The 25,796-nt window shown below is 60.1% G+C and carries 19 protein-coding genes and 1 pseudogene; 8 read left to right on the top strand and 12 right to left on the bottom strand.

Going from position 1 to position 25,796, the window contains the following annotated elements; all coding sequences use genetic code 11:
• Nucleotides 1-165: 165 nt before the first annotated feature.
• The 4 genes and pseudogenes from JK232_RS12570 to sanA all read left to right on the top strand — a co-directional run.
• Nucleotides 166-897, top strand: coding sequence for an arginine ABC transporter substrate-binding protein (locus JK232_RS12570; protein ID WP_072925900.1), 732 nt, complete (start codon nucleotides 166-168; stop codon nucleotides 895-897).
• A gap of 196 nt (nucleotides 898-1,093) precedes the next feature.
• Entirely contained in the window at nucleotides 1,094-1,975 is an 882-nt protein-coding gene (gene cdd / locus JK232_RS12565) for a cytidine deaminase (RefSeq protein WP_072925902.1), read from the top strand.
• A gap of 232 nt (nucleotides 1,976-2,207) precedes the next feature.
• Nucleotides 2,208-3,905, top strand: coding sequence for an NAD-dependent malic enzyme (locus JK232_RS12560; RefSeq protein WP_072925903.1), 1,698 nt, complete (start codon nucleotides 2,208-2,210; stop codon nucleotides 3,903-3,905).
• Between the two features lie 178 nt (nucleotides 3,906-4,083).
• Nucleotides 4,084-4,818, top strand: a pseudogene (sanA, locus tag JK232_RS12555) (outer membrane permeability protein SanA); the annotation flags it as partial.
• A gap of 242 nt (nucleotides 4,819-5,060) precedes the next feature.
• Here the strand turns inward: sanA and mglC are convergent.
• The 7 genes from mglC to JK232_RS12520 all read right to left on the bottom strand — a co-directional run bounded on the left by mglC (nucleotide 5,061) and on the right by JK232_RS12520 (nucleotide 13,573).
• On the bottom strand, nucleotides 5,061-6,071 hold the full coding sequence (gene mglC, locus JK232_RS12550; RefSeq protein WP_072925907.1) for a galactose/methyl galactoside ABC transporter permease MglC: 1,011 nt from the start codon (nucleotides 6,069-6,071) through the stop codon (nucleotides 5,061-5,063).
• A 20-nt stretch (nucleotides 6,072-6,091) separates the two neighbouring features.
• On the bottom strand, nucleotides 6,092-7,612 hold the full coding sequence (mglA, locus tag JK232_RS12545) for a galactose/methyl galactoside ABC transporter ATP-binding protein MglA (protein WP_072925909.1): 1,521 nt from the start codon (nucleotides 7,610-7,612) through the stop codon (nucleotides 6,092-6,094).
• 170 nt (nucleotides 7,613-7,782) lie between these two features.
• Complete coding sequence (gene mglB, locus JK232_RS12540; RefSeq protein ID WP_072925910.1) at nucleotides 7,783-8,781, bottom strand: galactose/glucose ABC transporter substrate-binding protein MglB; 999 nt, start codon at nucleotides 8,779-8,781, stop codon at nucleotides 7,783-7,785.
• A 296-nt stretch (nucleotides 8,782-9,077) separates the two neighbouring features.
• Nucleotides 9,078-10,076: an HTH-type transcriptional regulator GalS gene (gene galS / locus JK232_RS12535; protein ID WP_072925912.1), complete on the bottom strand. Its 999-nt coding sequence runs from the start codon at nucleotides 10,074-10,076 to the stop codon at nucleotides 9,078-9,080.
• 304 nt (nucleotides 10,077-10,380) lie between these two features.
• A complete protein-coding gene (yeiB, locus tag JK232_RS12530) occupies nucleotides 10,381-11,541 on the bottom strand; it encodes a DUF418 domain-containing protein YeiB (RefSeq protein ID WP_072925914.1) in 1,161 nt (386 codons plus the stop codon).
• Between the two features lie 60 nt (nucleotides 11,542-11,601).
• Nucleotides 11,602-12,264: a GTP cyclohydrolase I FolE gene (folE, locus tag JK232_RS12525; RefSeq protein WP_072925916.1), complete on the bottom strand. Its 663-nt coding sequence runs from the start codon at nucleotides 12,262-12,264 to the stop codon at nucleotides 11,602-11,604.
• A gap of 160 nt (nucleotides 12,265-12,424) precedes the next feature.
• Nucleotides 12,425-13,573: a YbfB/YjiJ family MFS transporter gene (locus JK232_RS12520; protein ID WP_212589278.1), complete on the bottom strand. Its 1,149-nt coding sequence runs from the start codon at nucleotides 13,571-13,573 to the stop codon at nucleotides 12,425-12,427.
• A 195-nt stretch (nucleotides 13,574-13,768) separates the two neighbouring features.
• Here JK232_RS12520 and ptrR point away from each other — a divergent pair, with 195 nt between their 5' ends.
• The 4 genes from ptrR (at nucleotide 13,769) to JK232_RS12500 (ending at nucleotide 17,784) form a co-directional block, all read left to right on the top strand.
• On the top strand, nucleotides 13,769-14,668 hold the full coding sequence (gene ptrR, locus JK232_RS12515; RefSeq protein WP_072925918.1) for a putrescine utilization regulator PtrR: 900 nt from the start codon (nucleotides 13,769-13,771) through the stop codon (nucleotides 14,666-14,668).
• A gap of 66 nt (nucleotides 14,669-14,734) precedes the next feature.
• Nucleotides 14,735-15,859, top strand: coding sequence for an S-(hydroxymethyl)glutathione dehydrogenase/class III alcohol dehydrogenase (locus JK232_RS12510; protein WP_072925919.1), 1,125 nt, complete (start codon nucleotides 14,735-14,737; stop codon nucleotides 15,857-15,859).
• An 18-nt stretch (nucleotides 15,860-15,877) separates the two neighbouring features.
• Nucleotides 15,878-16,717, top strand: coding sequence for an S-formylglutathione hydrolase (gene fghA / locus JK232_RS12505; protein WP_072925921.1), 840 nt, complete (start codon nucleotides 15,878-15,880; stop codon nucleotides 16,715-16,717).
• 167 nt (nucleotides 16,718-16,884) lie between these two features.
• Nucleotides 16,885-17,784, top strand: a complete 900-nt coding sequence (locus JK232_RS12500) for an SDR family oxidoreductase (RefSeq protein WP_072925923.1) — start codon at nucleotides 16,885-16,887, stop codon at nucleotides 17,782-17,784.
• Between the two features lie 95 nt (nucleotides 17,785-17,879).
• Here JK232_RS12500 and JK232_RS12495 read toward each other — a convergent pair whose 3' ends face one another.
• The 5 genes from JK232_RS12495 to JK232_RS12475 all read right to left on the bottom strand — a co-directional run bounded on the left by JK232_RS12495 (nucleotide 17,880) and on the right by JK232_RS12475 (nucleotide 25,722).
• Nucleotides 17,880-18,956, bottom strand: a complete 1,077-nt coding sequence (locus JK232_RS12495) for an aldo/keto reductase (RefSeq protein WP_072925925.1) — start codon at nucleotides 18,954-18,956, stop codon at nucleotides 17,880-17,882.
• Nucleotides 18,957-19,074: 118 nt separating this feature from the next.
• Nucleotides 19,075-19,755, bottom strand: a complete 681-nt coding sequence (gene narI, locus JK232_RS12490) for a respiratory nitrate reductase subunit gamma (RefSeq protein WP_165698430.1) — start codon at nucleotides 19,753-19,755, stop codon at nucleotides 19,075-19,077.
• A complete protein-coding gene (gene narJ / locus JK232_RS12485; protein ID WP_072925928.1) occupies nucleotides 19,752-20,453 on the bottom strand; it encodes a nitrate reductase molybdenum cofactor assembly chaperone in 702 nt (233 codons plus the stop codon). Before narJ ends, narI begins: the two co-directional genes overlap by 4 nt.
• Nucleotides 20,453-21,988, bottom strand: a complete 1,536-nt coding sequence (gene narH / locus JK232_RS12480; protein WP_072925929.1) for a nitrate reductase subunit beta — start codon at nucleotides 21,986-21,988, stop codon at nucleotides 20,453-20,455. Before narH ends, narJ begins: the two co-directional genes overlap by 1 nt.
• On the bottom strand, nucleotides 21,985-25,722 hold the full coding sequence (locus JK232_RS12475) for a nitrate reductase subunit alpha (protein WP_101833871.1): 3,738 nt from the start codon (nucleotides 25,720-25,722) through the stop codon (nucleotides 21,985-21,987). Before JK232_RS12475 ends, narH begins: the two co-directional genes overlap by 4 nt.
• Nucleotides 25,723-25,796 lie beyond the last annotated feature (74 nt).

The following is a 25,796-nucleotide window of genomic DNA, read 5'->3' as shown; positions in this document are numbered from 1 at the left end:
TGTGCAAAATTCACGCACTTATTTAATTTTTTAAGCGAATTTATTGCATAATAATTCATTTGATGTCAGCGTAAGGGGTATCCCGGCAGGGGTGGCCCGGCACGTTCCGCCCGCTTGCGCCCTGCTCCGTGGGAACCCAACAGATAACAATAAAGGAGTGCCACCATGAAAAAATTGCTGCTTGCCGCCCTGCTCTCCGGTGTGGCCTTTACTGCCGGCGCGGCTGATACTATCCGTTTTGCGTCGTCTGCAACCTATCCGCCGTTTGAATCCATGGATGCCAATAACCAGATTGTCGGGTTTGATATCGATCTGGCCAACGCACTGTGCAAACAGTTGCAGGCCAACTGCACCTTCACCAACCAGGCATTTGACAGCCTGATCCCGGCGCTGAAATTCAAGCGTTTCGATGCCGTGATCTCCGGCATGGACATCACCCCGGAGCGCCAGAAGCAGGTGGCCTTCACGGCACCTTATTACGCCAACTCGGCAGTGGTGATTGCGCCGAAAGGCAAATACAAGACGCTGGCGGATCTGAAAGGCAAGCGCATCGGCATGGAAAACGGCACCACGCACCAGAAATACCTGCAGGAGAAGCACCCGGAAATCACGACCGTGGCCTATGACAGCTACCAGAATGCGATCCTTGACCTGAAAAATGGCCGTCTGGATGGGGTATTCGGTGATACGGCGGTGGTGAACGAATGGCTGAAAAATAACCCGAACCTGGCCGCCGTGGGTGAGCACGTCACCGACCCGCAATACTTCGGCATTGGCCTCGGCATTGCGGTGCGGCCGGATAACACCGCGTTACTGGAGAAGCTGAACGGCGCGCTGACCGCCATCAAAGCGGACGGCACCTACAAAGCCATCAACGACAAGTGGTTCCCGCAGTAACCGCCTCTCCCCCACCCTGGTGGGGGATTTTTTTCCCCTTTCCCTGCGCTGGCCGTTGCCCCTGAAGATGCGCGATATCTCTCATTTTCAGCCTTTGATTACACTGATTTCATCAATAGTGTGACAGGCATCACATTGCAATCCTTTGCGGCTCCCTATATTGGTCAGCCGAACTTTGTCATGAGATGGACTGACTATGCATGCACGATTTCATACCGCCTTTTCCGCGCTCTCCATAGAGCTTGCCACGGCCCTGGAGCCGCTGCTGCGCCATGATGATTTTCCGGCGTTCCTGACGGCGGCCGAGGTAGACAAACTGGCGCAAGAGAGCGGCATGGACGAAGACGCGCTGGCCTTTGCATTGCTGCCGCTGGCCGCGGCCTGCGCCCTGACGCCGGTGTCACATTTTCTGGTCGGGGCGATTGCCCGCGGCATCAGTGGTAACTGGTATTTCGGTGCCAATATGGAGTTTGCCGGTACGCCGTTGCAACAAACCGTGCACGCAGAGCAGTCGGCCGTGACTCACGCCTGGCTGCGCGGTGAGCGCGAGCTGACCGCCATCACGGTGAACTACACCCCCTGCGGCCACTGCCGCCAGTTTATGAACGAGCTGAACAGCGGCACCGATTTAATCATCCATCTGCCGGGCCGCGCGGCTGCCCGCCTGGGCCACTATTTGCCGGATGCCTTTGGCCCGCGCGATCTGGCGATCTTCACCCTGCTGATGGATCAGGTCGATCACGGTTACAGCGCCGAAGGCGATGCGCTGGTGAAGTATGCGCTGACGGCCATCAACCAGAGCCACGCGCCGTACAGCCAGTCGCACAGCGGCATCGCGCTGGAAGGCGCTGACGGGCGCATCTTCCCCGGCCGCTACGCAGAGAACGCCGCCTTTAACCCCAGCCTGCCGCCGTTGCAGGCCGCTCTGAACCTGATGAACCTGGCCGGGGGTGACTGCAATGCCATCACCCGTGCGGTGCTGATTGAACGCCGCGATGCGCTGCTGACCCAGGCGGACGCTACCCGCGCCACCCTGGCCGCGCTCGGCTGCACCGATCTCACTGTGGTACACGTCTGACCTTCTGCCCGGCCGTGCCCTGGCCGGGCTTCTTCGCCTTTTGCTTTCCCCTGCCCCCGGCGTTCCTTCCCGGTCTGCTGTGCGTTTTCTGTTAAAAAGGACAACCTGCTGTAAGTTAATGCACGGTTCGCGGATTTTTTGTCAAAGCCTGATAACAATTGCTGTACATATCAGCATTATCTTTTAGGATCAGCGCAGAAATTCCTTACCTCAGACCGTGAAGAGTAGATCAATGGAACTTGAATACGAGAGCAAACGCCCCCTTTACATCCCTTATGCCGGCCCGATTCTGCTTGAATTCCCGCTGCTGAATAAAGGCAGCGCCTTTACCGAGGACGAGCGCACCCATTTCAACCTGCACGGTCTGTTGCCGGAAGCGGTAGAAACCATTGAAGAGCAGGCCGAGCGTGCCTGGCGCCAGTTCCAGGATTTCAAAACCGATATTGATAAGCACATCTACCTGCGCAATATCCAGGACACCAACGAAACCCTGTTCTACCGCCTGCTGGATGCCCACCTGAGCGAGATGATGCCGATCATCTACACCCCGACGGTCGGCCAGGCCTGTGAGCACTTCTCTGACATCTACCGCCGCGCGCGCGGTATTTTCCTCTCCTACCCGAACCGTGACCACATCGACGACATGCTGCAAAACGCTACCAAGCAGAATGTGAAAGTGATCGTGGTGACCGATGGCGAGCGTATCCTGGGGCTGGGCGATCAGGGCATCGGCGGCATGGGCATCCCGATCGGCAAGCTGTCACTCTACACCGCCTGCGGCGGCATCAGCCCGGCCTACACCCTGCCGGTAGTGCTGGATGTCGGCACCAACAACCCGCAGCGCCTGAATGACCCGCTCTACATGGGCTGGCGCCACCCGCGCATCACCGGCGAGGAGTACAGCGAGTTTGTGGACATGTTCATCCAGGCGGTGAAACGCCGCTGGCCGAACGTGCTATTGCAGTTTGAGGACTTTGCCCAGGCCAACGCCACGCCGCTGCTGAACCGCTACCGCGACGAGATCTGCTGCTTCAACGATGACATCCAGGGCACCGCCGCCGTGACCCTCGGCAGCCTGATCGCCGCCAGCCGTGCCGCCGGTTGCCGCCTGCGCGACCAGACCGTGGCCTTCCTGGGTGCCGGTTCGGCCGGGTGCGGCATCGCCGAGCAGATCATCGCCCAGATGAAATCGGAAGGGCTGAGCGAAGATGAGGCGCGCGCCAAAGTCTTTATGATCGACCGTTTCGGCCTGCTGACCGACAAACTGCCGAACCTGCTGGAATTCCAGGCCAAACTGATCCAGAAAAGTGAAAACCTGCTGGAATGGGACGTCAACAGCGATGCCATTTCGCTGATGGACGTGGTGCGCAACGCCAAGCCGACCATCCTGATTGGGGTCTCCGGCCAGCCGGGGCTGTTCACGGAAGAGATCATCCGTGAAATGCACCGCCACTGCCCGCGCCCGATTGTGATGCCGCTCTCCAACCCGACCTCCCGCGTGGAAGCGCGCCCGGAAGATATCCTGAAATGGACGGACGGTGCGGCGCTGGTGGCGACCGGCAGCCCGTTTGCCCCGGTGCATTACAAAGATCAGGTCTACCCGATCGCCCAGTGCAACAACTCCTACATCTTCCCCGGCATCGGGCTGGGCGTGCTCGCCTCCGGCGCCACCCGCGTCACCGACAGTATGCTGATGGCCGCCAGCCGGGCGCTGGCTGACTGCTCGCCGCTGGCGACCGAAGGAGAAGGCTCGCTGCTGCCGGACGTCAACGACATTCAGGGCGTGTCCAAAGTGATCGCGATGGAAGTGGGCAAAGCGGCGCAACTGCACGGCGTGGCGATGGTCACCTCCGAAGATGCGCTGTCGAAGGCGATTGAGCACAACTTCTGGCAACCGCAGTACCGCAGCTACAAACGCACCTCGTTCTGAGGCGCGGCATTCCACACCGGCAAGGGGGCTCCCCTTGCCTTTTTTATGCCCGTTACCTGCCCAAGCTGATGAAAAACCCAGCGAAACATGCGCGGAAACGGGACATGCCTTGCGTCAGGCAAACAGGTAAAGTAGCCTTGGAACCCCTACCTTTCCTCATCCTTTAAAGGCAAAAACCATGTGGAAACGCCTGATAGCCAGCTTTTTACTCATCGTGACGGCGATGGGCGTGGCGGCTATTGCGCTGGATCGCTGGGTGAGCTGGAAAACCGCCAACTACATCTATGAAGATGTGCAGGTGCTGCCGCACCGGCAGGTCGGCGTGGTGTTGGGTACCGCCAAGTACTACCGCACCGGCGTGATTAACCAGTACTACCTCTACCGTATCCAGGGCGCGATCAACGCCTACAACAGCGGCAAAGTGAAATACCTGCTGCTGAGCGGCGACAATGCCCAACAGAGTTACAACGAGCCGATGACCATGCGCCGTGACCTGATGGCCGCCGGCATCCCGGCCGGCGACATCGTGCTCGACTACGCCGGCTTCCGCACGCTGGACTCGATTGTCCGCACCCGCAAAGTGTTCGACACCAACGACTTTATTGTGATTACCCAGCGTTTCCACTGCGAGCGTGCGCTGTTTATCGCGCTGCATATGGGGATCCAGGCGCAGTGCTATGCGGTGCCGTCGCCGAAAAACATGCTGACGGTGCGGGTGCGGGAAATTTTCGCCCGCCTCGGCGCGCTCAGCGATCTCTACCTGCTCAAGCGCGAGCCGCGTTTCCTTGGCCCGTTGATCCCGATCCCGGCGGTGCATGCCATCCCGGACGACGCGCAGGGCTACCCGGCCGTGACGCCGGAGCAACTGCTGGCGCTGCAACAGCGGCTGGCGCAGGAGCGCCAACAGGAGCAGGAGAAACAGCAGCGCGAGGCGCAGGCGAAACAGCAGCGTGAGGCGGCGCAGAAGCAGGCGGAGGAACACGCCGCCCAGGAGAAAGCAGCGCAAGAGAAAGCCGCCCAGGAGGCCGCCGCGCAGCCACACCCCGGCCACCTGTTGCCGCCGCCGGACACCCCACCCGCCCCGCTTCCCTGATCCACAGACGCAAAAAAGGGCGACCGGAGTCGCCCTTTTTGTTGAGTGCTGTCTGCTGCCGGTTACTTCTTCTTCGCGTATTTCAGCGAGTCGAGCGCCACGGCGAAGATAATGATGCCGCCCTTGATGATGTACTGCCAGTACGGGTTCACGCCGATGTAGGTCAGCCCGTAGTTGATCACGGTGAAGATGATCACCCCGGTCACCACGCCCGCCACGGTACCGACGCCACCCGCGAACGACACGCCGCCCACCACGCAGGCCGCAATCGCATCCAGCTCATACATAAAGCCGAGGTTGTTGGTGGCGCTGCCGATACGGCCCGCTTCCAGCAACCCGCCGAAGGCGTAGAACACACCGGAGAGCGCATAGATCATGATCAGGTTCAGCGGCACGTTCACACCGGAGACTTTGGCCGCTTCCGGGTTACCGCCGATGGCAAAGATGTTTTTGCCGAAGCGGGTTTTGTTCCACAGCACCCAGACAAACACGATGGCGATCAGTGCGTAGAAGGTGATGTAGGAGAGCTTGAAGTCACCGAGGCGGATAAAGCCCTGGGCAAAGGCCGAGAACCCGGCGTCAAACCCGGCAATCGGTGAGGCACCCACGAAATCGTAATAGAGTGAGTTGATGCCGTACACGATGATCATGGTGCCGAGGGTGGTGATAAACGGCGTCACGTTCAGGTAGGCGATGATGATGCCGTTAAGCAGGCCAATCAGCGCGCCCACCACACACACCGTGAGGATCACCAGCGGGATGGGGATGGTGTCGATGTCCGGGAACACCTTGTTGACGTTGTCCATCGCCTGCAGCATGGTGGCCGCGACCACCGCCGCCAGCCCGACCTGACGGCCGGCAGAGAGGTCAGTGCCCTGGGTCACAATCAGCCCCGCCACCCCCAGCGCGATAATAATACGCACTGACGATTGGGTCAGGATGTTACTCAGGTTCATCAAACTTAAAAAGGTCGGGTCCTGGAAAATAATAATTGCCAGCAGCACCAGCAATACCACATAAATCCCGCCCTCTTTGAGATAAGTGAGCATACTTTTCTTATTTAACGCAGTCATAATAAGAACCTTCAACAAGATTAGAGGTGCAAGGAGGCAAGACGTAATATTTCGTTCTGCGAGGTTTCTTTGGTATTCACAATGCCTGCCACCTGGCCATTGCTCATGACCAGAATCCGGTCAGTAATCCCCAGCAATTCCGGCATTTCAGAAGAGATAATAATGATGCCCTTCTCTTTTTTCGCCAGTTCGGTAATCAGCTGGTAAATTTCAAATTTGGCCCCGACATCAATACCGCGCGTCGGCTCATCCAGCATTAATATTTCCGGCTGGGTCAGCAACCAGCGGCCGATAATCACTTTTTGCTGGTTACCGCCGGAAAGCGAGCCAATATTGGTGTGATGGCCGGGGGTTTTTACCCGCATCGAATCAATCACCCATTGGGTATCACTCTTCATCCGGCTGTTATCCAGCAGGCCGAATTTGTTTTTATAATTGCGGATATTGGAGATAAGCGAGTTAAAGCCGATATCCAGGTAGGCGTAAATCCCGGTGGAGCGCCGCTCCTCGGTCACCAGCGCGAAACCGTGGTTAATCGCCTCGTTGGCGCTGTTGTTGTTGATCGGTTTGCCGTGCAGTTTGATGGTGCCGCTCACCTTTTCGCGGATGCCGAACAGCGTCTCCACGATGTCAGTGCGCTTGGCGCCCACCAGCCCGGCAATGCCGAGGATTTCACCCTTGTGCAGGTTGAACGAGACATCCCGGATCGACGGCTGGCGCAGTGACGTCAGGTTTTTAACCTCAAGAATCACCTCTCCCGGCGTATTCATGCGGTCAGGGAAACGCTGGCTCAGGGAGCGCCCCACCATCATCGAGATAATCTGGTCCATCGTCATGCCTTCCAGCGGCTGGGTCGCAATCCACTGGCCGTCACGCAGGATGGTGATTTCGTCACACAGCTGGAAAATCTCTTCCATCTTGTGGGAGATATAGACGATACCGCAGCCACGCTCTTTCAGCTTACGGATAATGGTGAACAGGTGGTTCACCTCTTTTTCCGTCAGTGACGAGGTTGGCTCATCCATAATGACGATCTTGGCATCGTAAGAGAATGCCTTGGCAATTTCGATCATCTGCATCTGGGACACAGAAAGCCGGGCGACTTTATCGCGCGGGTCGATATTAATATCCAGTTCGTCAAAAATGGCTTTGGTATCGTTATACATTTTCTCCTGGTCGACAAACAGCCCCTTCGTCGGATAACGGCCAAGCCACATGTTATCCATTACCGTACGCTGCAGAACCAGGTTTAATTCCTGATGCACCATCGACACGCCTTTTTCCAGCGCCTCTTTGGAGCTTTTAAAATCGATTTCTTGCCCCTGGAAAAGAATACTTCCGGCATCTTTGCTGTAAATGCCAAACAGGCACTTCAATAACGTTGATTTGCCTGCGCCATTCTCGCCCATTAATGCGTGAATGGAGTGGGGGCGGACTTTTAAATTCACGTTATCCAATGCTTTTACGCCTGGAAATGACTTCGAGATATTGGTCATTTCCAACAACCACTCGCGCGGTTGTCCCGTCGTGTTATCGGCCATAATTACACCTGGCTAGAATAAGGGATCTGCATTCGGGGTGCCGGACGCCCGGCCACCGGAAAAACCGGTCACCTGGTGCGCAGCATCCTGATAAGGCGGACGCTGCCGGCCATCCTGACCGGCAGCGGGTATACCTGTTGGTTACCGTTAAACTAAACGGGTCATGCGTATTACTTACCGATAAATTGTGCCAGGTTGTCCTGGTCTACGCCGACGTAAGGGATACGTACGACTTTATTATCGATTTTCCAGTTGGTGCCCTCTTCTGCCTTTTTACCCTCGGCCAGATTCTTCGCAAGCTGGAAGGTTGCTTTCGCCTGGTTGTTGGCATCGTTCAACACTGTCCCGGCCATGGCACCGGATTTCACCATCGCCAGCGCTTCCGGCAGGGCGTCAACGCCGAATACCGGGAGCTTGGATTTGTTATGCGCCTTCAGCGCTTCTACGGCACCCATCGCCATCGCATCGTTGTTGGCGATCACCACTTCGATCTTGTCGGCATTCGGGCCGGAGAGCCAGGCGTCCATCTTGTCTTTCGCCTGGGCGGTGTCCCACATTGCGGTGTCGAGCTGCAATTGCTGGGTCTTCATGCCGTCTTTGCCGTTCAGGGTGTCCACCACATATTTGGTGCGCGCTTCGGCGTCCGGGTGGCCCGGCTCACCTTTCAGCAGCACAAACTGGATGGTGCCGTCTTTGTTCAGATCCCATTCCGGGTGAGCTTTCCAGTGCTTGGCAATCAGCTCGCCCTGGATAATGCCGGACTCTTTGGAGTCAGTCCCGACATAGTAAACCTTGTCATAGCTGTCGAGTGCTTTGCGGCTCGGCTCTTTGTTGTAGAACACCACCGGCACGTCATTGCCGCGTGCTTTGTCGATAACCACCGGGGCTGCCGCCGGGTCAACCAGGTTGATCGCCAGGGCTTTCACGCCTTTGGCCAACAGCACGTCGATCTGGTCATTCTGTTTGGATTGGTCGTTCTGCGAGTCATTCATCAGCAGTTCGATATCCGAGGAGGATTTGGCTTCTTTCTCGATCGCCTTACGCACCACGGACATAAAGTTGTCATCGTATTTGTAAATGGTGACGCCGATGCGGGTGTCTGCGTGTGCCGCAGTTCCGAACAACATGGCGGCTGCCAGCGTGGCCAGGGTAAACACCTTCTTATTCATTTTTTCTCTCCGGTTTTATGTAGGGTACGACCAGGTAGTGCCGTCCTGCCGGTGTGCGGCGGGGATTAACCGTCCTCCTTGACCCTGCTTTCTCCTGCGTTTGCTGTGGTGTCTCTGCGTCCGGCAGACGCGGCAGGAAACCTGTCAGGAGTCCCGAAAAAGGATCACGCCTTGACACATCCTGACAGAAAACGCTCGCATCATAATCGCTGCATTGTTAATAAACTGTGAATGCCTTCACACTTTGAAAACGGTTACACAACTGAAACATCACAGTCCGTGAGCACCCGCGCATTTCAGCCCGCCGCCACAGAGTGGCGGCGCACCAGCGTCGGCATAAAACAGTGGCTTACGCCGCTCTCCAGCGTGTTTGCTGCCCCTTTCAGCGCCAGCTCGGTGGCCAGCGTCGCCATCGAAATAATCGGGTAGCGCACGGTGGTCAACTTGGGGCTGGTGTAACGGGCGATCGGAATATCATCAAAACCCACCAGCGAACAGTGCTGCGGCACGGTGATACCGTTTTCTTTCAGCACCGCCAGCGCCCCGGCCGCCATCGCGTCGTTATAGGCAAAAATCGCCGTAAGGTGCTGATTGCGCCCCAGTAATTCTACCATGGCCGCTTCCCCGCCCTGCAAGTCCGGTGAGGCGGCGGCGTACCAGGCATCCGGCACGGCCAGCCCGGCCTCGGCCATCGCCTGGCGGTAGCCTTTCCGCCGCTGCACTTCATCCTCGATTGGGTGGCTGGAACCCACATAACCGATGCGCTGGTGGCCGTTGCTCAGCAGCAGGCGGGTCGCCATGTGCGCCCCGCTGACGTTGTCCAGCCCCACGCAGCGGTGCTCAAACCCGGCGATGATGCGGTTAATCAGTACCATGCCGGGGATCTGGTTAAGAAAATCAATCAGCTCGGCATCGCTCAGCGCTTTGGCATGCACAATCAGCGCGTTACAGCGCTGGCGGATCAGCACCTCAATCGCATGGCGCTCTTTTTCCGCCTGGTGGTAACTGTTGCCGATCAGCACATATTTGTGGTTTTGCTGCGCTACCGTGTCCACCGCTTTCACCAGTGCGCCGAAAAAGGGGTCGGACACATCCATCACCACCACGCCGATGGTGTCACTGGTCTGGGTGGCGAGCGCCTGCGCGTTGGCATTGGGCCGGTACCCCAGCTCTGACACCGCTTGCAGCACCAGTTCACGCGTCTCTTTGCTGGCAATGGCGGAGTTGTTCAGCACGCGGGATACCGTCGCCACCGACACCCCGGCGCGCTTGGCCACATCACGGATGGTGATCATAGGCGGCTCCGGGCAAAGGGGCGCGGCAGGCACAGGCTCGTCCTGGTCTGGTCAACATCAGAGGTAAAAAGGCAAAAGGAGCAACCATGTGAAGTCCTGTTATCAGGGTTATTAAGCGGCATTCACTGCACGCCGCTATCCTAACGGGTTTGCCTCAGGGCCTGCGTGAAATACGTCACAGGAAAGAAAACGTTTTCACACGAAATCAATATTTCTTCACAACATTGCAACGTTTTGCGGGGGAAACAGGGAGAGAAGCGGCATGAGGAAAGGGGCACGGCAGCCAGGCGTGCCCCGCTCGGGGTCAGGGTTTGGCAGGCTCCACCGGGCGTCCGGCTGCCAGCGCAGTCAGCCTGCGCCACAGCCACTCCATCGGCCCCTGCGTAAAGACGCGCAGCCAGAGCAGCGAAAACAGCAGGTTGACCAGCCACACCAGCGGCACGATCGCCAGCAGTTGCAGGCGGCTGAACTGGTCATACAGGCCAAAGGTATAGAACAGCGTATTGCAGATCAGGGTTTGCAGCAGGTAGTTACTCAGCGCCATGCGGCCGATCTGCGCCAGCCAGCCGGTGACGCGCCAACCTGACAACGTCGGCCAGAAGCCGTAAAGCAGCGACAGATAGCCGATGGATTGCAGCGCCGCGCCCGCTTCCCGCGGTGCCTGCAACAGAAAGCCGCTCCAGCGGTAATCCCAGCCCAGGTGCCACTGTACCATCACCGACGGGATCTGGATGAGCCATGAAAGCGTTATCAGCCACAGCGCCAGCCGCCGGTAGTGGCGGAGGCTGAATTCGCCGCGCAACCAGCCGCTGCGCATCAGCCCGGCACCAAACAGCATGGCCCCTGCCAGCTCCCAGCCATATTGCGCGCCCACGGACAGCAGCGTGGAGGAGAGCATATCCAGCCGGTTGCGCCACGCTTCTTCCCCGCCCTGCAACTTCCAGAACGCCTCATACTGCAACGAGGCCGGGCCGGGCTGCCAGAAATCACCGGGGTTGGGGTTGGTCATAAAGGCAAACATCACCAGAATCCCCACCCCGAGGGCAAACAGCAGCGCACCGGTCATCAGCAGCGTGCGGCTGCCGGTCGCCTCGCGGATCAGCCGCCAGCAGACCAGCCCGATCAGCCCATACGAGAGCAGGATGTCGCCGTCCCAGAGGAAAATCGCGTGCAGCAGCCCGAACAGCAGCAGCCAGGAGAGCCGCGCCTGGATCCAGCGCTTGCCGCGCGGCAGCAACAGCTGTAACCCGGCACCAAACAGCAGCGCGAACATGGTCAGGAATTTAGCCTGCGCCAGCACATCCATGACGGCCCAGGTCCAGGCGTCAGCCGTGGTGGGCAGCCCGTGGTACGCCGGGTTAAGGTAGGCGGCTTTCGGCAGGCCGAAGGCGTTGATATTGAGCAGTAAAATGCCGAGGATGGCTATCCCGCGGGCGCAATCCAGCGTAGCAATGCGTTGGCGCATAGGTCACAACATCCTGCGAGTCGGGCAGCACCGGGCGGTGCTGCCAATAACGGGAGCGGATCAGACGTGGCGGACGGCGCGCAGGAACTCCTGGCGGGTGTTCTGGCTGGACTTGAACAGACCGCCCAGCGAGGTGGTGGTGGTGGCGCTGGTCGCATCACGGATGCCGCGTGCTTTCACGCAATAATGTACTGCATCAATAGATACCGCAACGTTATTGGTGCCGAGCAGGGTTTGCAGCGCCACCAGGATTTGCTGGGTCAGACGCTCCTGCACCTGCGGCCGCTGGGCAAAGAACTGCACAATGCGGTTGATTTTCGACAGGCCGATCACCCCGTCTTTTGGGATATACGCCACGGTCGCTTTGCCGTCGATGGTCACAAAGTGGTGCTCACAGGTGCTGGTCAGGGTGATGTCACGGACCGTCACCATTTCATCCACCTTCATCTTGTTCTCGATGATGGTGATTTTGGGGAAATTGTTGTAATCCAGCCCGGAGAAGATCTCCTCGACATACATCTTGGCGATGCGCAGCGGCGTTTCCGCCAGGCTGTCGTCAGTGAGGTCAAGGTTCAGCAACTGCATGATGCTGGTCATGTGCTCCTGGATGTGACGGGTGCGCGTCTCCCTGTCGAGCATAGGTTCTGGTCTCAAAGGGGTTTCCAGGCCGCGCGCCATCAGCGCTTCATGAACCAATGCGGCTTCTTTACTCAGCGTTGCCATTTCTCTTCTCCTGCGGGTATTACGATTCTGACGCCGATTCACGCCAAAATTGGGTGCCTCACTTTAGTGGAGTGCGCCCTGATGATCCAGTGATTACGCTTCATGATTGATGAAATAGCTGCAAGTTATTGAGCGGAGCAATAAGTATGCCCCGCCCCGCTCAGGAACGCACCGCATCAGGCTGGGTGCGGCCCGGCAGCACCAGCCCACCGGCGACGAACAGCGCCAGCATCGCCACATAGAGCGCCGGTTCCAGCCGGTGGGTCAGCGCCGTGGAGAGCGCCGAAAGCACCGGCCCCACCAGTTGCCCGACCGCGTACCCGGTGGTCAGCAGCCCGGCCAGATAACGCGCATGGTGCGGTGCCAGCTCCCGGCCATATTGCAGCGACAGCTGCACCACGCAGAGGAAACCGCCGCCGGTCAGCAGCGCGCCCACCGCCAGCCCGGCGATGCCCGGCAGACATGACGCCCCGAGCACGCCCAGCGCCTGCACCCACAACACGATCGCCAGCCGGGTGCGGGTCGCCAGCCAGCCGCGTGTCAGGATGCCGAGCACAATCCCTGCCACCGCCGCGCCGCCAAACACCGGCCAGAGGAACTGGGCCATCAGGCTGTCGGGAAAGCGGCTATGTGCCATCTGCGAAAAGAACGTGGCAGGCAGGATGTAACCGAACCCGGCCAGGCTGTAGCTCCACACCAGCCGCCGCAGCGCCGGGGTCAGCGGCAGTGGGGCCGGGGCGGTGGCCGGGCGGTGCAGTTCGCCTTTGCGCGGCAGGTTCATGCTGATGGCGGCCACCAGCAGCAGCGCCAGCCCGCCATACAGCAGCCAGCCCTGCGCCGAGGAGAGGTGATACGCATTGATCACCAGCGCCAGCAGCCCGCTTAACAGAATGCCCATGCCCGGCCCGGCAAACACCGCGGCGCTGAGGCCGGGGCGGCCGTAGTGCGCCAGTTGCTCATTGCACCAGGCGGCCACCAGCACCAGCGCCCAGCCGCTCGCTATCCCGATCAGGAAACGTACCGCGCAGTGCAGCACTTCGCCGCCCACCGCGGCTGACAGCAGCGTCAGCACTACCGCGCCCCAGACGCCGAGCCACAGCCGCCGCTCCACATGGCGGGTGGCGCGCATCGCATCAAACGCCCCGGCGAGGTAGCCCAGGTAGTTAAACGCCGCCACCAGCCCCGCGCCGGTCAGGCTGAACTGGTGTTCGGCAATCATCAGCGGCACCTGCGGGGTAAACGCAAAGCGCCCAATCCCCATTGCCACCACCAGCGCCAGAAATCCACTCACTGCAATGCGTAGTGCCATCGACATGCTCCCTCCGGTCGCCCGGTTCAGGCGAATCAAGACGTTATCAAAAGGTTAACCTTTGCCCAAGCGTTACCTGTTTGTAGCCGCCAATTGCCGTACAGGTTAATTAGCAGTTGCCACCACTCTGCCTGACCGTTAGACTCACGGAAACTGAATAATTCAGATCACGTTATTCACAATAAGAGAACAGTTATGGACCTCACCCAGCTCCGGATGTTTTGTTGTGTGGCCGAGACCGGTTCGCTGGCCAAAGCGGCCGAGCAATTGCACCGCGTGCCCTCCAACCTCACCACCCGCCTGCGCCAGCTGGAACAGGAGCTGGGCACCGATCTGTTTATCCGTGAAAAACAGCGCCTGCGGCTCTCGGCGATGGGCCATAACTTTCTCGGCTATGCGGAGCGTATTCTGGCGCTGAGTGACGAGGCGATGAGCCTGACCCACGCCGGTGAACCCGCCGGGCAGTTTGCCCTCGGGTCAATGGAGAGCACCGCCGCCACCCGCCTGCCCGCGCTGCTGGCCGCTTACCACCAGCAGCACCCGAAAGTGGCGCTGTCCCTGGTGACCGGCACCTCCGGTGACATCATCGACAGCGTACGCGCCGGCACCCTGGCCGCCGCCCTGGTGGACGGCCCGATAGACCATGATGATTTGAACGCCTGCATCGCCTTCCGTGAGCGGCTGGTGGTGATCTCCCCTGCCAACCGCCCGCTGGCGGCACACGGCGCAGGCGCGTCGCTTACGCTGTTCGTGTTCGGCCCGTCCTGCTCCTACCGCCGCAAATTTTACGCCTGGCTGAAACAGGCCGGCTGGGCGGTAGGCGCGTCGCTGGAGATCCACTCCTATCACGCGATGCTGGCCTGTGTTGCCAGCGGCGCGGGCATCGCCATTCTGCCGGAATCAGTGCTGGCACAACTGCCGGGGCATGAGGGCGTCACGGTCAATACCCTGCCGGACGAGGTGGCCGACACCGCCACCTGGCTTATCTGGCGGCGCGAGGCGTTCAGCGCCAACGTCCGTGCGCTGAAAGAGATCATTATCGAGCACAATCACGGCGTCATTCCCGTACTGAAACACCCGATCGCCGGTGAGTGAGATACACTTAACCAACGATTAATTATTAACCACCCATCCCGCATTAACCCGTAAAGGAGCACTACCATGGAGATGATCAAAACCCGCGCCGCCGTTGCCTGGGGGCCAGGCCAGCCACTGAAAATTGAAGAAGTGGACCTGATGCCGCCGCAGAAAGGCGAAGTGCTGGTGCGCATCGTCGCCACCGGCGTTTGCCACACCGATGCCTATACCCTGTCCGGCAAAGACCCGGAGGGCGTGTTCCCGGCGATCCTCGGCCATGAGGGCGGCGGCGTGGTGGAAGCGGTTGGTGAAGGCGTCACCAGCGTGGCCGTCGGCGACCATGTGATCCCGCTCTATACCCCGGAGTGCGGCGAGTGCAAATTCTGCCGTTCCGGCAAAACCAACCTCTGCCAGGCGATCCGCAGCACCCAGGGCAAAGGGCTGATGCCGGACGGCACCACCCGCTTCTTTAAAGACGGCAAGCCGATCTTCCACTACATGGGCACCTCCACCTTCTCGGAGTACACCGTGGTGCCGGAAATTGCGCTGGCAAAAATCAATAAAGACGCGCCGCTGGAAGAGGTCTGCCTGCTGGGCTGTGGCGTCACCACCGGTATGGGCGCGGTGATGAACACCGCCAAAGTGCAAAAAGGCGACACCGTGGCGATCTTCGGCCTCGGCGGCATCGGCCTTTCTGCCATCATCGGCGCACAGATGGCCGGCGCGGGCCGCATCATCGGCATCGACATCAACACCAGCAAGTTCGACCTGGCACGCAAGCTGGGCGCGACTGACCTGGTCAACCCGAAAGATTACGACAAGCCGATTCAGGACGTGATCGTTGAAATGACCGACGGCGGCGTCGACTTCTCCTTTGAGTGCATCGGCAACGTGAACGTGATGCGTTCCGCGCTGGAGTGCTGCCACAAGGGCTGGGGCGAATCCGTGATCATCGGCGTTGCCGGGGCCGGGGAAGAGATCTCTACCCGTCCGTTCCAGCTGGTGACCGGCCGCGTCTGGCGCGGTTCCGCATTTGGCGGCGTCAAAGGCCGCAGCCAGTTGCCGGGCATCGTGCAGGAGTACCTTGACGGGAAATTCCAGCTCAACGATTTCATCACCCACACCATGGGTCTGGATGACATCAATGAGGCGTTTGACCTGATGCACGAAGGCAAGTCGATCCGCTCCGTTATCCATTTCAATAAATAAACAAGGCACCGCGCTGCGATGAGCATTGAACTTCTTGAAGAACACCGGCTGTTTGGCGGCTGGCAACAGCGTTACCGCCACCACAGCAGCAGCCTGAACTGCACCATGACGTTCAGCCTCTACCTCCCGCCGCCGCGGGATGACACACCGCCGCCGGTGCTGTACTGGCTGTCAGGCCTGACCTGCAACGATGAAAACTTCACGCAGAAGGCCGGTGCACAACGCGTGGCGGCGGAGCTGGGGCTGGTGCTGGTGATGCCGGACACCAGCCCGCGCGGTGACGGGGTGGCAGACGATCCGGGCTATGATCTCGGCCAGGGTGCCGGTTTCTACCTCAACGCCACGCAGGCACCGTGGTCAGCGCATTACCGCATGTATGACTACCTCAATGATGAGTTGCCCGCGCTGGTGCGCCAGCAGGTCAGCGTCAGTGACCGGCAGTCAATCTGCGGGCATTCGATGGGCGGCCACGGCGCACTGATGCTGGCCCTGCGCAACCCGCAGCGCTACTGCTCGGTGTCGGCGTTTGCGCCGATCGTCAACCCGAGCCAGGTGCCGTGGGGCCGTAAGGCGTTTACCGCCTACCTCGGCAGTGATGAGAACCAGTGGCTGGCGTATGACAGCTGCCACCTGTTGACCCGCACCCCGGCCACGGCGCTGCCGATGCTGGTGGATCAGGGCGACAGTGACCAGTTCCTGCCGGACCAGTTGCAGCCGGCCAAACTGGCTGAGCTGGCTGAGCAGTTCGGCTGGTCACTGACCCTGCGCACCCAACCGGGTTATGACCACAGCTACTTCTTTATCGCCAGCTTTATTGAGGACCACCTGCGGTTCCACGCGGCGCACCTGTTTGCCTGAGACGTTGTTTTACCCCCGGTGGCCCGCCTGCGGGCCGCCGTTTCCTACCCCGCTGACTGGCAGACTCAGCATTTTCAACTACACTTTATGGTTCGTACAGATTTTTACGTGCGCAAAGCGTCAGCTTTACGCGCCTCCTGTTGTTTCATGTGAATGGAGAAAAAACAATGTCGAAACCAGACCAATACACCCGTCAGAATCCACTCACCCAGTACAAGCATGACCGTTATCCAAAGCAGACTCAGCCCGCGCCGGGACTGGCGATGAACATGCAGCCTGCTCCGGATCACGGTGAAGAGAGCTACCGTGGCAGCGAGCGCCTGAAAGGGCGTAAAGCGCTGGTCACCGGCGGTGACTCCGGCATCGGCCGTGCCGCGGCGATTGCCTATGCCCGCGAAGGGGCGGACGTCGCCCTCTCCTACCTGCCTTCAGAACAGCGTGACGCTGAAGAAGTGGCGGAGCTTATCCGTGAGGCCGGGCGCGAAGTGGTGCTGCTGCCGGGCGATATCAGTGACGAAGCGTTCTGCCAGAAACTGGTGGCCGATGCCCATGCCAAACTTGGCGGGCTGGATATCCTGGCGCTGGTGGCCGGTAAGCAGGTGGCGATTCAGAACATCAGTGACCTGACGACCGATCAGTTCCGCAAAACGTTTGAAACCAACGTCTTCTCGCTGTTCTGGATAACCAAAGCAGCGCTGCCGCACCTGCCGGAAGGGAGTTCGATCATCACCACGTCGTCAATCCAGGCTTACCAGCCCAGCGAATTCCTGCTGGATTACGCCTCGACCAAGAGCGCGATTGTGGCTTACAGCCGCGCGCTGGCAAAACAGGTGGCGAGCAAAGGCATCCGCGTGAACATCGTGGCACCCGGCCCGATCTGGACACCGTTGCAGGTCAGCGGCGGCCAGTTGCAGGAGAACATCCCGGACTTCGGCGCGGCCACCCCGCTGAAACGTGCGGGCCAGCCGGCCGAGCTGGCACCAATTTACGTGTTCCTCGCCTCGCAGGAATCCAGCTATGTCACTGCCGAAGTGTTTGGTGTGACCGGCGGGAACCACACGGCGTAAGCCGGGCGTCCGCAGCGTTCTTTTACAACAGTACCTTAACGATAAAAAAGCCGGGCACATGCCCGGCTTTTGTTGTTGGCTGAGGCGCTGAAACCTCAGCGGTCTTTGCGGTGCTCCACGGTTTCGCGGTATTCGTCCAGGAACGGCTGCTCCGCCGGATCGATGCGGTCCATCCCGGAGGTAAAGCGGTGCCAGTACGGGTAACGCGGTGCCGGGCGGGTCGCCCGCTCAATCTGCTGTAATTCCTCTTCGGACAAGTGCAGGTCGGCTGAGGCCAGGCTGTCGCGCAATTGCGCTTCATTACGTGCGCCCACAATCAGGCTGCTGATGCCGGGGCGGCTGTTGAGCCAGGCCAGGCAGACGCGCGCCGGGGAGGCATCATGTTTTTCCCCCACCGCCGCCAGCACGTCGATCACATCGTAGGCATGTTCCATATCGTGCACATAGGGTTCCGGCCAGCCGTTACCCTGACGTGAGCTTTCCGGCGTTTTCTGGCCGCGCCGCACGGTGCCGGTCAGCAGCCCTTCGCCCATCGGCCCCCAGATCAGCGTGCCGATGTTCTGGTCCAGTGCCAGCGGCAGTAACTCAAACTCCGCTTCGCGTGATTCCGGCGTGTAGTTGATTTGCTGGCTGATGGGCTTATGCACCCCGAGCAGTTCCGCTTTGCCCAGGGTTTTCATCATTTGCCAGCCGGTGTAGTTGGAGGTGCCGAAATAGCGGATTTTGCCGCTCTGCACCAGCGACTCCAGCGCATACAGCGTCTCTTCCACCGGGGTGACGCCGTCCCAGTTGTGGATCTGGTAGAGGTCGATGTGGTCGGTTTTCAGGCGGCGCAGGCTGTTTTCACAGGATTTGATCAGGTGGTAACGCGTGGCCCCGCTGTCGTTCGGGTCATCGCTCATCGGGCTGCGCGCTTTGGTGGCGAGGATGATGCGCTGGCGGTCGCGGCCCAGCGCCTCGCCCACCACGTGTTCTGCGCCGCCTTTTGAGTAAAGGTCAGCGGTATCCACAGTATTCACGCCCTGTTCAAAGGCGATGTCCATAAACCGGCGGGCGGTTTTGGCATCCACATTGCCGGTTTTTTCGAAACCGTCGGAGCCGGCAAACGTGAGGGTCCCCAGTGTCAATTCCGAGACAAACAGGCCGGAGTGGCCGAGTTGGCGGTATTTCATTGCTGACTCCTTGTACGTTGGATTAAGAGGAGGAACCTATAGGTATAGCTAAAAATTCCTCACCCTTCATCGAATTAGGAGTCCCCTTAGTTGCCCGCCCGGCCTGCGGCCGCGCTGCTTAGCGTCTGGCCCGCACCACCTGGTAACGGCGCGTCAGGTATTCCACCGGTGCGCTCCAGACATGCACCAGCCGGGTAAACGGGAACACCAGGAAGATCGTCATGCCCAGAATCAGGTGCACGCGGTAGATCCACTCCACGCCGTCCAGCCACTGTGACGCGTTGCCCTGGAACGTCACGATCGCCTGCGCCCAGCCCACCAGTTTCATCATCCCCAGGCCGTCCAGGTGTTGCAGTGAGAACCAGATGGAGGTCAGCCCCAGCGTCACCTGCACGATCAAAATCCCCAGGATCACGATGTCAGCACGGGTTGAGGTGGCGCGTATCCGCGGATTGAATAAGCGGCGTCTCAACAACAGCAGCCCGCCCACCAGCGTCATCAGGCCAAACACCCCACCGGCCACCATCGCCAGTTTCTGTTTGGTGGCGATGGCGAGAAACGGCTCATAGACCCAGTGCGGCGTCAGCATCCCGAACAGGTGGCCAAATAAGATGCCGATAATGCCGATGTGGAACAGGTTAGAGCCGAGGCGCATGCCCTTTTTATCCAGCATCTGGCTGGAGGCCGCCCGCCAGGTGTACTGGCCGTAGTCATAACGCAGCCAGCTGCCGATTAAAAACACGGTGCCGCAAATATAGGGATAGATGTCAAAAAACAGGATATTGAGGTAATGCATTATTTCGCTCCTCCGGCAGAGAGATCCAGATACTGCGGCAGCACGTTCTGGCCGGCCCGGCGCGCATGTTGCGCCGGGCCGTCACCGCAGGGGGTGTCCAGGACAGCGTGGCTGCTCATAAATTTCACCTGCTCCTCTTCCCAGACGGCGTCCATCGCCGCCGGGGAGTCGTCGCGTGCTTCACCGGCCACCTGCCCGGCCAGCGCATCACTGCGCAGCGGGCTTTGCGCCGCGGCCAGCAGGGCGTCAAACAGCACGCCAAACCCGCTGTCGCGCGCGTTCAGGCGGCTGCCCAGGAGCGCCAGGATCGGGGCGATATCCTGCAACCCCTGCCGGGCGGCGGCGGCGTCCTGCATACTCAGGTATTCCAGATAGAGCGGCAGATAGTCCGGCAGTTCACGGCAGCTGAGCTGCAACCCCGCCGCCTCATACTGGTTCAGCAGATCCACCATCGCCTGGCCGCGCTCGCGGGATTCGGCATGCACATGCTCAAACAACAGCAGCGAGGTGGCGCGCCCGCGCTCAAACAGGGCGCACCATTCCGCCTGCTTATCCAGCACCGGTGTGGCCAGATAGTGCTGCACAAACGGCAGCAGATCGGGCTGCGCCTGTGCCGTCTCCGCCAGCAGTTCTTCGCGGTGCTGCCACAGGTCAGCGTCCGGGTATTCCAGCAGCAGCGAGATGATTTTCAGCAACGGCATCATTCACCCCCGGCCTGGTCGCCGATGTTGATGGCATCAATGCGGCGGCTGTTGAACAGGTTGAATTTGCTGTCGCTGCCGTGGCAGCCGTCGCCAAAGCTGAACCCACAGCCATTGCGTTCCGGGAAGGCGTCACGCGCCAGCTCACGGTGGCTGCTCGGGATCACAAAGCGGTCTTCATAGTTGGCGATAGCGAGGTAGCGGTACATCTCCTCTACCTGCGCCTCGCTCAGCCCCATCTCATCAATCGCGCGGGTGTCCCTGACGCCCTCCACGCTCTGCGCGCGTTTATAGTGACGCATCGCCATCATGCGTTTCAGCGCCCGCAATACCGGCGCGGTGTCCCCGGCACTCAGCAGGTTCGCCAGGTATTGCACCGGAATGCGCAACTGCTCCACCGCCGGTAACACGCTTCCCGGTTGCGCCAGGGCGCCCGCTTCCACCACCGATTGAATCGGCGACAGCGGCGGCACATACCAGACCATCGGCAGCGTGCGGTATTCCGGGTGCAGCGGCAGCGCCAGCTTCCAGTCCATCGCCAGTTTCCACACCGGCGAGGCCTGCGCAGCATCGATCACGCTCTGGGCGATGCCCTGTTTCAACGCCTCCGCAATCACCGCCGGATCGTTAGGGTCGAGGAAGATGTCACACTGGCGTTCATACAGGTCGTGCGGGTTTTCGGCACTGGCGGCATCACTGATGCGGTCGGCATCGTAAAGCAGCACGCCGAGGTAGCGGATGCGCCCGACGCAGGTTTCTGAGCAGACGGTGGGCATCCCGGACTCAATGCGCGGGTAACAGAAAATGCACTTCTCCGATTTCCCGCTTTTCCAGTTGAAGTAGATTTTTTTATAGGGGCAGCCGCTGATGCAGAGCCGCCAGCCGCGGCATTTATCCTGATCGATCAGCACAATGCCGTCCTCTTCGCGCTTGTAGATGGCACCGCTCGGGCAGGTCGCCACACAGCTCGGGTTCAGGCAGTGTTCACACAGGCGCGGCAGGTACATCATGAACGTATGTTCAAACTGTCCGTAGATCGCTTTCTGAATGGCGTTGAAATTGGTGTCCGCCGACCGTTTGCCGAATTCGCCGCCCAGCAGCTCTTCCCAGTTGGGGCCGCCCTCGATTTTGTCCATCCGTTGGCCGCTGATCAGTGAGCGAGGCCGCGCCGTGGGCTGGCTTTTGCCCTGCTCTGCGGTATGCAGATGCTGGTAGTCATAAGTGAACGGCTCGTAATAGTCGTCGATGCCGGGGATCACCGGGTTGGCGAAGATTTTTGACAGCACCCCGGCGCGGCTGCCGAGGCGCGGCTCAAGTTTCCCGTTGATTTTACGGATCCAGCCGCCGCGCCATTTGCTCTGGTCTTCCCACGCCTGCGGGTAGCCCACGCCCGGCTTGGTTTCCACGTTATTGAACCAGGCGTACTCCATGCCTTCGCGCCCGGTCCAGACGTTTTTGCAGGTGACGGAGCAGGTATGGCAGCCGATGCATTTATCGAGGTTCAGCACCATGCCGACCTGAGAACGGATTTTCATTTTGACGCCTCCTGAACCTGATCGCGGCCCTCATCATCCAGCCAGTTAATGTGTTTCATTTTGCGCACCATGATGAACTCATCGCGGTTGGAGCCCACCGTGCCGTAGTAGTTGAAGCCATACGCCAGCTGGGCGTAACCGCCTATCATATGGGTCGGTTTCGGGCTGACGCGGGTCACGGAGTTATGGATGCCGCCGCGCATCCCGGTGATTTCTGACCCCGGAATGTTCAGCAACCGCTCCTGCGCGTGGTACATCATGGTCATCCCGGCCGGGACACGCTGGCTGACCACCGCGCGGGCGGTCAGCGTGCCGTGGGCATTGAACACCTCGATCCAGTCGTTGTCCTCAATGCCCAGCTCAGCGGCATCCGCCTCACTCATCCACACAATCGGGCCGCCGCGTGACAGCGTCAGCATCAGCAGGTTGTCGCTGTAGGTGGAATGGATGCCCCATTTCTGGTGCGGCGTCAGGAAGTTCAGCGCCTTTTCCGGGAAGCCGTTGGAAGGAATATGCGACAGCGCCTCCAGGCTGCGGGTATCCACCGGCGGGCGATACACCACCAGGCTTTCGCCAAAAGCGCGCATCCACGGGTGATCCTGATAAAGCTGCTGGCGGCCGGTCAGGGTGCGCCACGGGATCAGCTCATGGACGTTGGTGTAGTTGGCGTTATAGGAGACGTGTTCATCTTCCAGGCCTGACCAGGTCGGGCTGGAGATGATTTTGCGCGGCTGCGCCTGAATATCGCGGAAGCGGATTTTCTCCTCTTCTTTGGTGCGCGCCAGGTGGGTATGGTCGCGGCCGGTGATGGTGCTCAACGCCTCCCACGCTTTGACGGCCACCTGCCCGTTGGTTTCCGGGGCGAGGGTCAGGATCACCTCGGCGGCGTCAATGGCGCTGTTGATCTGCGGCTGCCCTTGTGCCGGGCCGCCGGCTTTGGTGTAGTTGAGCCGGCGCAGCAGATCGACCTCGCTGTCGGTGTTCCAGCTGATGCCTTTGCCGCCGTTGCCCAGTTTTTCCAGCAGCGGGCCAACCGAGGTAAAGCGTTCGTAGGTGGCCGGGTAATCCCGCGTGACGGTGACGATATGCGGCGCAGTCTTGCCGGGGATCAGGTCACATTCGCCCTTTTTCCAGTCCTGAATCTCATACGGCTGCGCCAGTTCCGCCGGGGAGTCATGCTGGATCGGTTGCAGCACCACATCCGTCTCCTCGCCGAGATGGCCGGGGCAGAGTTCAGAGAAGGTTTTCGCGATGCCTTTGTAGATCTCCCAGTCGCTTTTCGATTCCCACGCCGGGTCAACCGCTGCCGACAGCGGGTGGATGAACGGGTGCATGTCCGAGGTGTTCATGTCATCTTTTTCGTACCAGGTGGCAGTCGGCAGCACGATGTCAGAGAACAGGCAGGTGCTGGACATGCGGAAGTCGAGCGTCACCACCAGGTCGAGCTTGCCCTCGATCGCCTGGTTGCGCCATTCCACCTCTTCCGGCATCACGCGCTCATCACTCAGCGCCTCGCCCTGGATGCCGCTGTCGGTCCCCAGCAGGTAACGCAGCATGTACTCGTGGCCTTTGCCCGAGGAGCCCAGCAGGTTGGAGCGCCAGATAAACATATTGCGCGGGTGGTTGTTGCCGTCATCAGGCTGCTCGCTGGCAAAGCGCAGCGTACCGGATTTCAGCGCCTGCACGGTGTACGCCTGCGGCGACAGGCCCGATTTCTGTGCATCGGCGGCAATCTGCAATGGGTTGGTGTTGAGCTGCGGCGAAGAGGGCAACCAGCCCATGCGCTCGGCACGCACGTTGAAATCGATCAGCTGGCCGGAGAAATCCTCCGGTGATGCCAGCGGTGACAGCAGCGAGGCGATGCTGAGTTTCTCGTAACGCCACTGGCTGGAGTGGTTGTAGAAGAACGAGGTGCTGTTCATCTGGCGCGGCGGGCGGTTCCAGTCCAGCGCAAACGCCAGCGGCGTCCAGCCGGTTTGCGGGCGCAGTTTCTCCTGCCCGACATAGTGTGCCCAGCCGCCGCCGCTCTGCCCCACGCAGCCGCAGAAGATCAGCATGTTAATCAGCCCACGGTAGTTCATGTCCATGTGGTACCAGTGGTTCATCCCGGCGCCCACGATGATCATCGACCGGCCGTGGGTTTTGTGGGCGGTATCGGCAAATTCACGCGCAATGTTGATGATGGAAGCGCGCGGCACCCCGCAGATCTGCTCCGCCCAGGCCGGGGAGTAGGCGCGGATGTCATCATAATCCGCCGGGCAGGCGTTATCGTTCAGCCCACGCTCAATGCCGTAGTTGGCGAGCGTCAGGTCATACACCGTGACCACGCGCGCCTCGCGCCCATCCGCCAGCGTCAGGCGTTTCACCGGCAGTCGGTGCAGCAGGATCGGGTCTTGTTTCACATGGCGGAAATGCGCATTTTCGATACCGCCGAAATATGGGAAGCCGACGTCCGCCACCTCGTCATGCGCGTCCAGCAGGCTGAGGCTGAGCGTTTGCGGCGTACCTGCGGCCACCGGCTCCAGGTTCCATTTGCCCTTCTCGCCCCAGCGGAAACCGATGGCCCCGTTCGGCACCACCAGTTCACCGGCGTCGTTCAGCGCCACGGTTTTCCAGTCCGGGTTATTGGCTTCGCCCAGGTTGTCCACCAGGTCGGCCGCGCGCAGCATCCGGCCGGGCGCGAAGGTGCCGTCATCACGCGGCTCCAGCAGCACCAGCATCGGCATGTCGGTATAACGGCGGGCGTAGTTCAGGAAATAGTCGCTGGGGCGCGCCAGGTGGAACTCTTTCAGGATCACATGCCCCATCGCCAGCGCCAGTGCGCTGTCAGTGCCCTGTTTCGGGGCCAGCCACTGGTCGCTTAATTTGGCGACTTCGGAATAGTCGGGCGTGATCGCCACGGTTTTGGTGCCTTTGTAGCGCACTTCGGTGAAGAAGTGGGCGTCCGGCGTGCGGGTCTGCGGCACGTTCGACCCCCAGGCGATGATATACCCGGCGTTGTACCAGTCTGCAGATTCCGGCACGTCAGTCTGCTCGCCCCAGGTCATCGGCGAGGCGGGCGGCAAATCACAGTACCAGTCGTAGAAACTGAGGCAGGTGCCGCCAATCAGGGAGAGGTAACGGGTACCGGCCGCGTATGACACCATCGACATCGCCGGGATCGGCGAGAAGCCGGCAATGCGGTCCGGCCCGCAGTGTTTGACTGTCCAGATGTTGGCGGCGGCGATAAGCGCATTCAGTTCCTGCCAGGTGGAGCGCACAAAGCCGCCGTGGCCGCGCGCCTGTTTATAGCTCTGCGCTTTTTCAGGATCAGTGACGATGGCGTCCCAGGCATCAACCGGGTCAGGATGCTGGGCCAGCGCCTCGCGCCAGAGTTCAATCAGCCGTTTGCGTACCAGCGGGTATTTCAGGCGGTTAGCACTGTAAAGGTACCAGGAGTAGCTGGCCCCGCGCGGGCAGCCGCGCGGTTCGTGGTTCGGCAAATCCGGGCGGGTGCGCGGGTAGTCAGTCTGCTGGGTTTCCCAGGTTACCAGCCCGTTTTTCACGTAGATCTTCCAGCTACAGGCCCCGGTGCAGTTTACGCCGTGGGTGGAACGCACCACTTTGTCGTATTGCCAGCGCTGGCGGTAACTGTCTTCCCAGTCGCGGTTGGTGTGATAGGTCTGACCATGCCCGGCGGCGAAACTGTCACCCTTTTGTTTAAAATAACGAAAACGATCCAACAACTTGCTCATGATTGTTCTCCTGCCGGGGTCAGATGCCCTGACGTTTTTTTAATCATTGCTCTATGCCCTGGGGGCGGGGTAAA

Source organism: Nissabacter archeti, from assembly GCF_018257325.1.
Taxonomy (GTDB): domain Bacteria; phylum Pseudomonadota; class Gammaproteobacteria; order Enterobacterales; family Enterobacteriaceae; genus Chimaeribacter; species Chimaeribacter arupi.
Note: the sequence above shows the minus strand (reverse complement) of the source record. Positions and strands in the feature narration are given on the sequence as shown.

Bases quoted from the DNA above. Each gene is read 5' to 3' on its own strand.
- JK232_RS12570 (WP_072925900.1), top strand. From the start codon at position 166: ATGAAAAAATTGCTGCTTGCCGCCCTGCTCTCCGGTGTGGCCTTTACT.
- cdd (WP_072925902.1), top strand. From the start codon at position 1,094: ATGCATGCACGATTTCATACCGCCTTTTCCGCGCTCTCCATAGAGCTT.
- JK232_RS12560 (WP_072925903.1), top strand. From the start codon at position 2,208: ATGGAACTTGAATACGAGAGCAAACGCCCCCTTTACATCCCTTATGCC.
- mglC (WP_072925907.1), bottom strand. From the start codon at position 6,071: ATGACTGCGTTAAATAAGAAAAGTATGCTCACTTATCTCAAAGAGGGC.
- mglA (WP_072925909.1), bottom strand. From the start codon at position 7,612: ATGGCCGATAACACGACGGGACAACCGCGCGAGTGGTTGTTGGAAATG.
- mglB (WP_072925910.1), bottom strand. From the start codon at position 8,781: ATGAATAAGAAGGTGTTTACCCTGGCCACGCTGGCAGCCGCCATGTTG.
- galS (WP_072925912.1), bottom strand. From the start codon at position 10,076: ATGATCACCATCCGTGATGTGGCCAAGCGCGCCGGGGTGTCGGTGGCG.
- yeiB (WP_072925914.1), bottom strand. From the start codon at position 11,541: ATGCGCCAACGCATTGCTACGCTGGATTGCGCCCGCGGGATAGCCATC.
- folE (WP_072925916.1), bottom strand. From the start codon at position 12,264: ATGGCAACGCTGAGTAAAGAAGCCGCATTGGTTCATGAAGCGCTGATG.
- JK232_RS12520 (WP_212589278.1), bottom strand. From the start codon at position 13,573: ATGGCACTACGCATTGCAGTGAGTGGATTTCTGGCGCTGGTGGTGGCA.
- ptrR (WP_072925918.1), top strand. From the start codon at position 13,769: ATGGACCTCACCCAGCTCCGGATGTTTTGTTGTGTGGCCGAGACCGGT.
- JK232_RS12510 (WP_072925919.1), top strand. From the start codon at position 14,735: ATGGAGATGATCAAAACCCGCGCCGCCGTTGCCTGGGGGCCAGGCCAG.
- fghA (WP_072925921.1), top strand. From the start codon at position 15,878: ATGAGCATTGAACTTCTTGAAGAACACCGGCTGTTTGGCGGCTGGCAA.
- JK232_RS12500 (WP_072925923.1), top strand. From the start codon at position 16,885: ATGTCGAAACCAGACCAATACACCCGTCAGAATCCACTCACCCAGTAC.
- JK232_RS12495 (WP_072925925.1), bottom strand. From the start codon at position 18,956: ATGAAATACCGCCAACTCGGCCACTCCGGCCTGTTTGTCTCGGAATTG.
- narJ (WP_072925928.1), bottom strand. From the start codon at position 20,453: ATGCCGTTGCTGAAAATCATCTCGCTGCTGCTGGAATACCCGGACGCT.
- narH (WP_072925929.1), bottom strand. From the start codon at position 21,988: ATGAAAATCCGTTCTCAGGTCGGCATGGTGCTGAACCTCGATAAATGC.
- JK232_RS12475 (WP_101833871.1), bottom strand. From the start codon at position 25,722: ATGAGCAAGTTGTTGGATCGTTTTCGTTATTTTAAACAAAAGGGTGAC.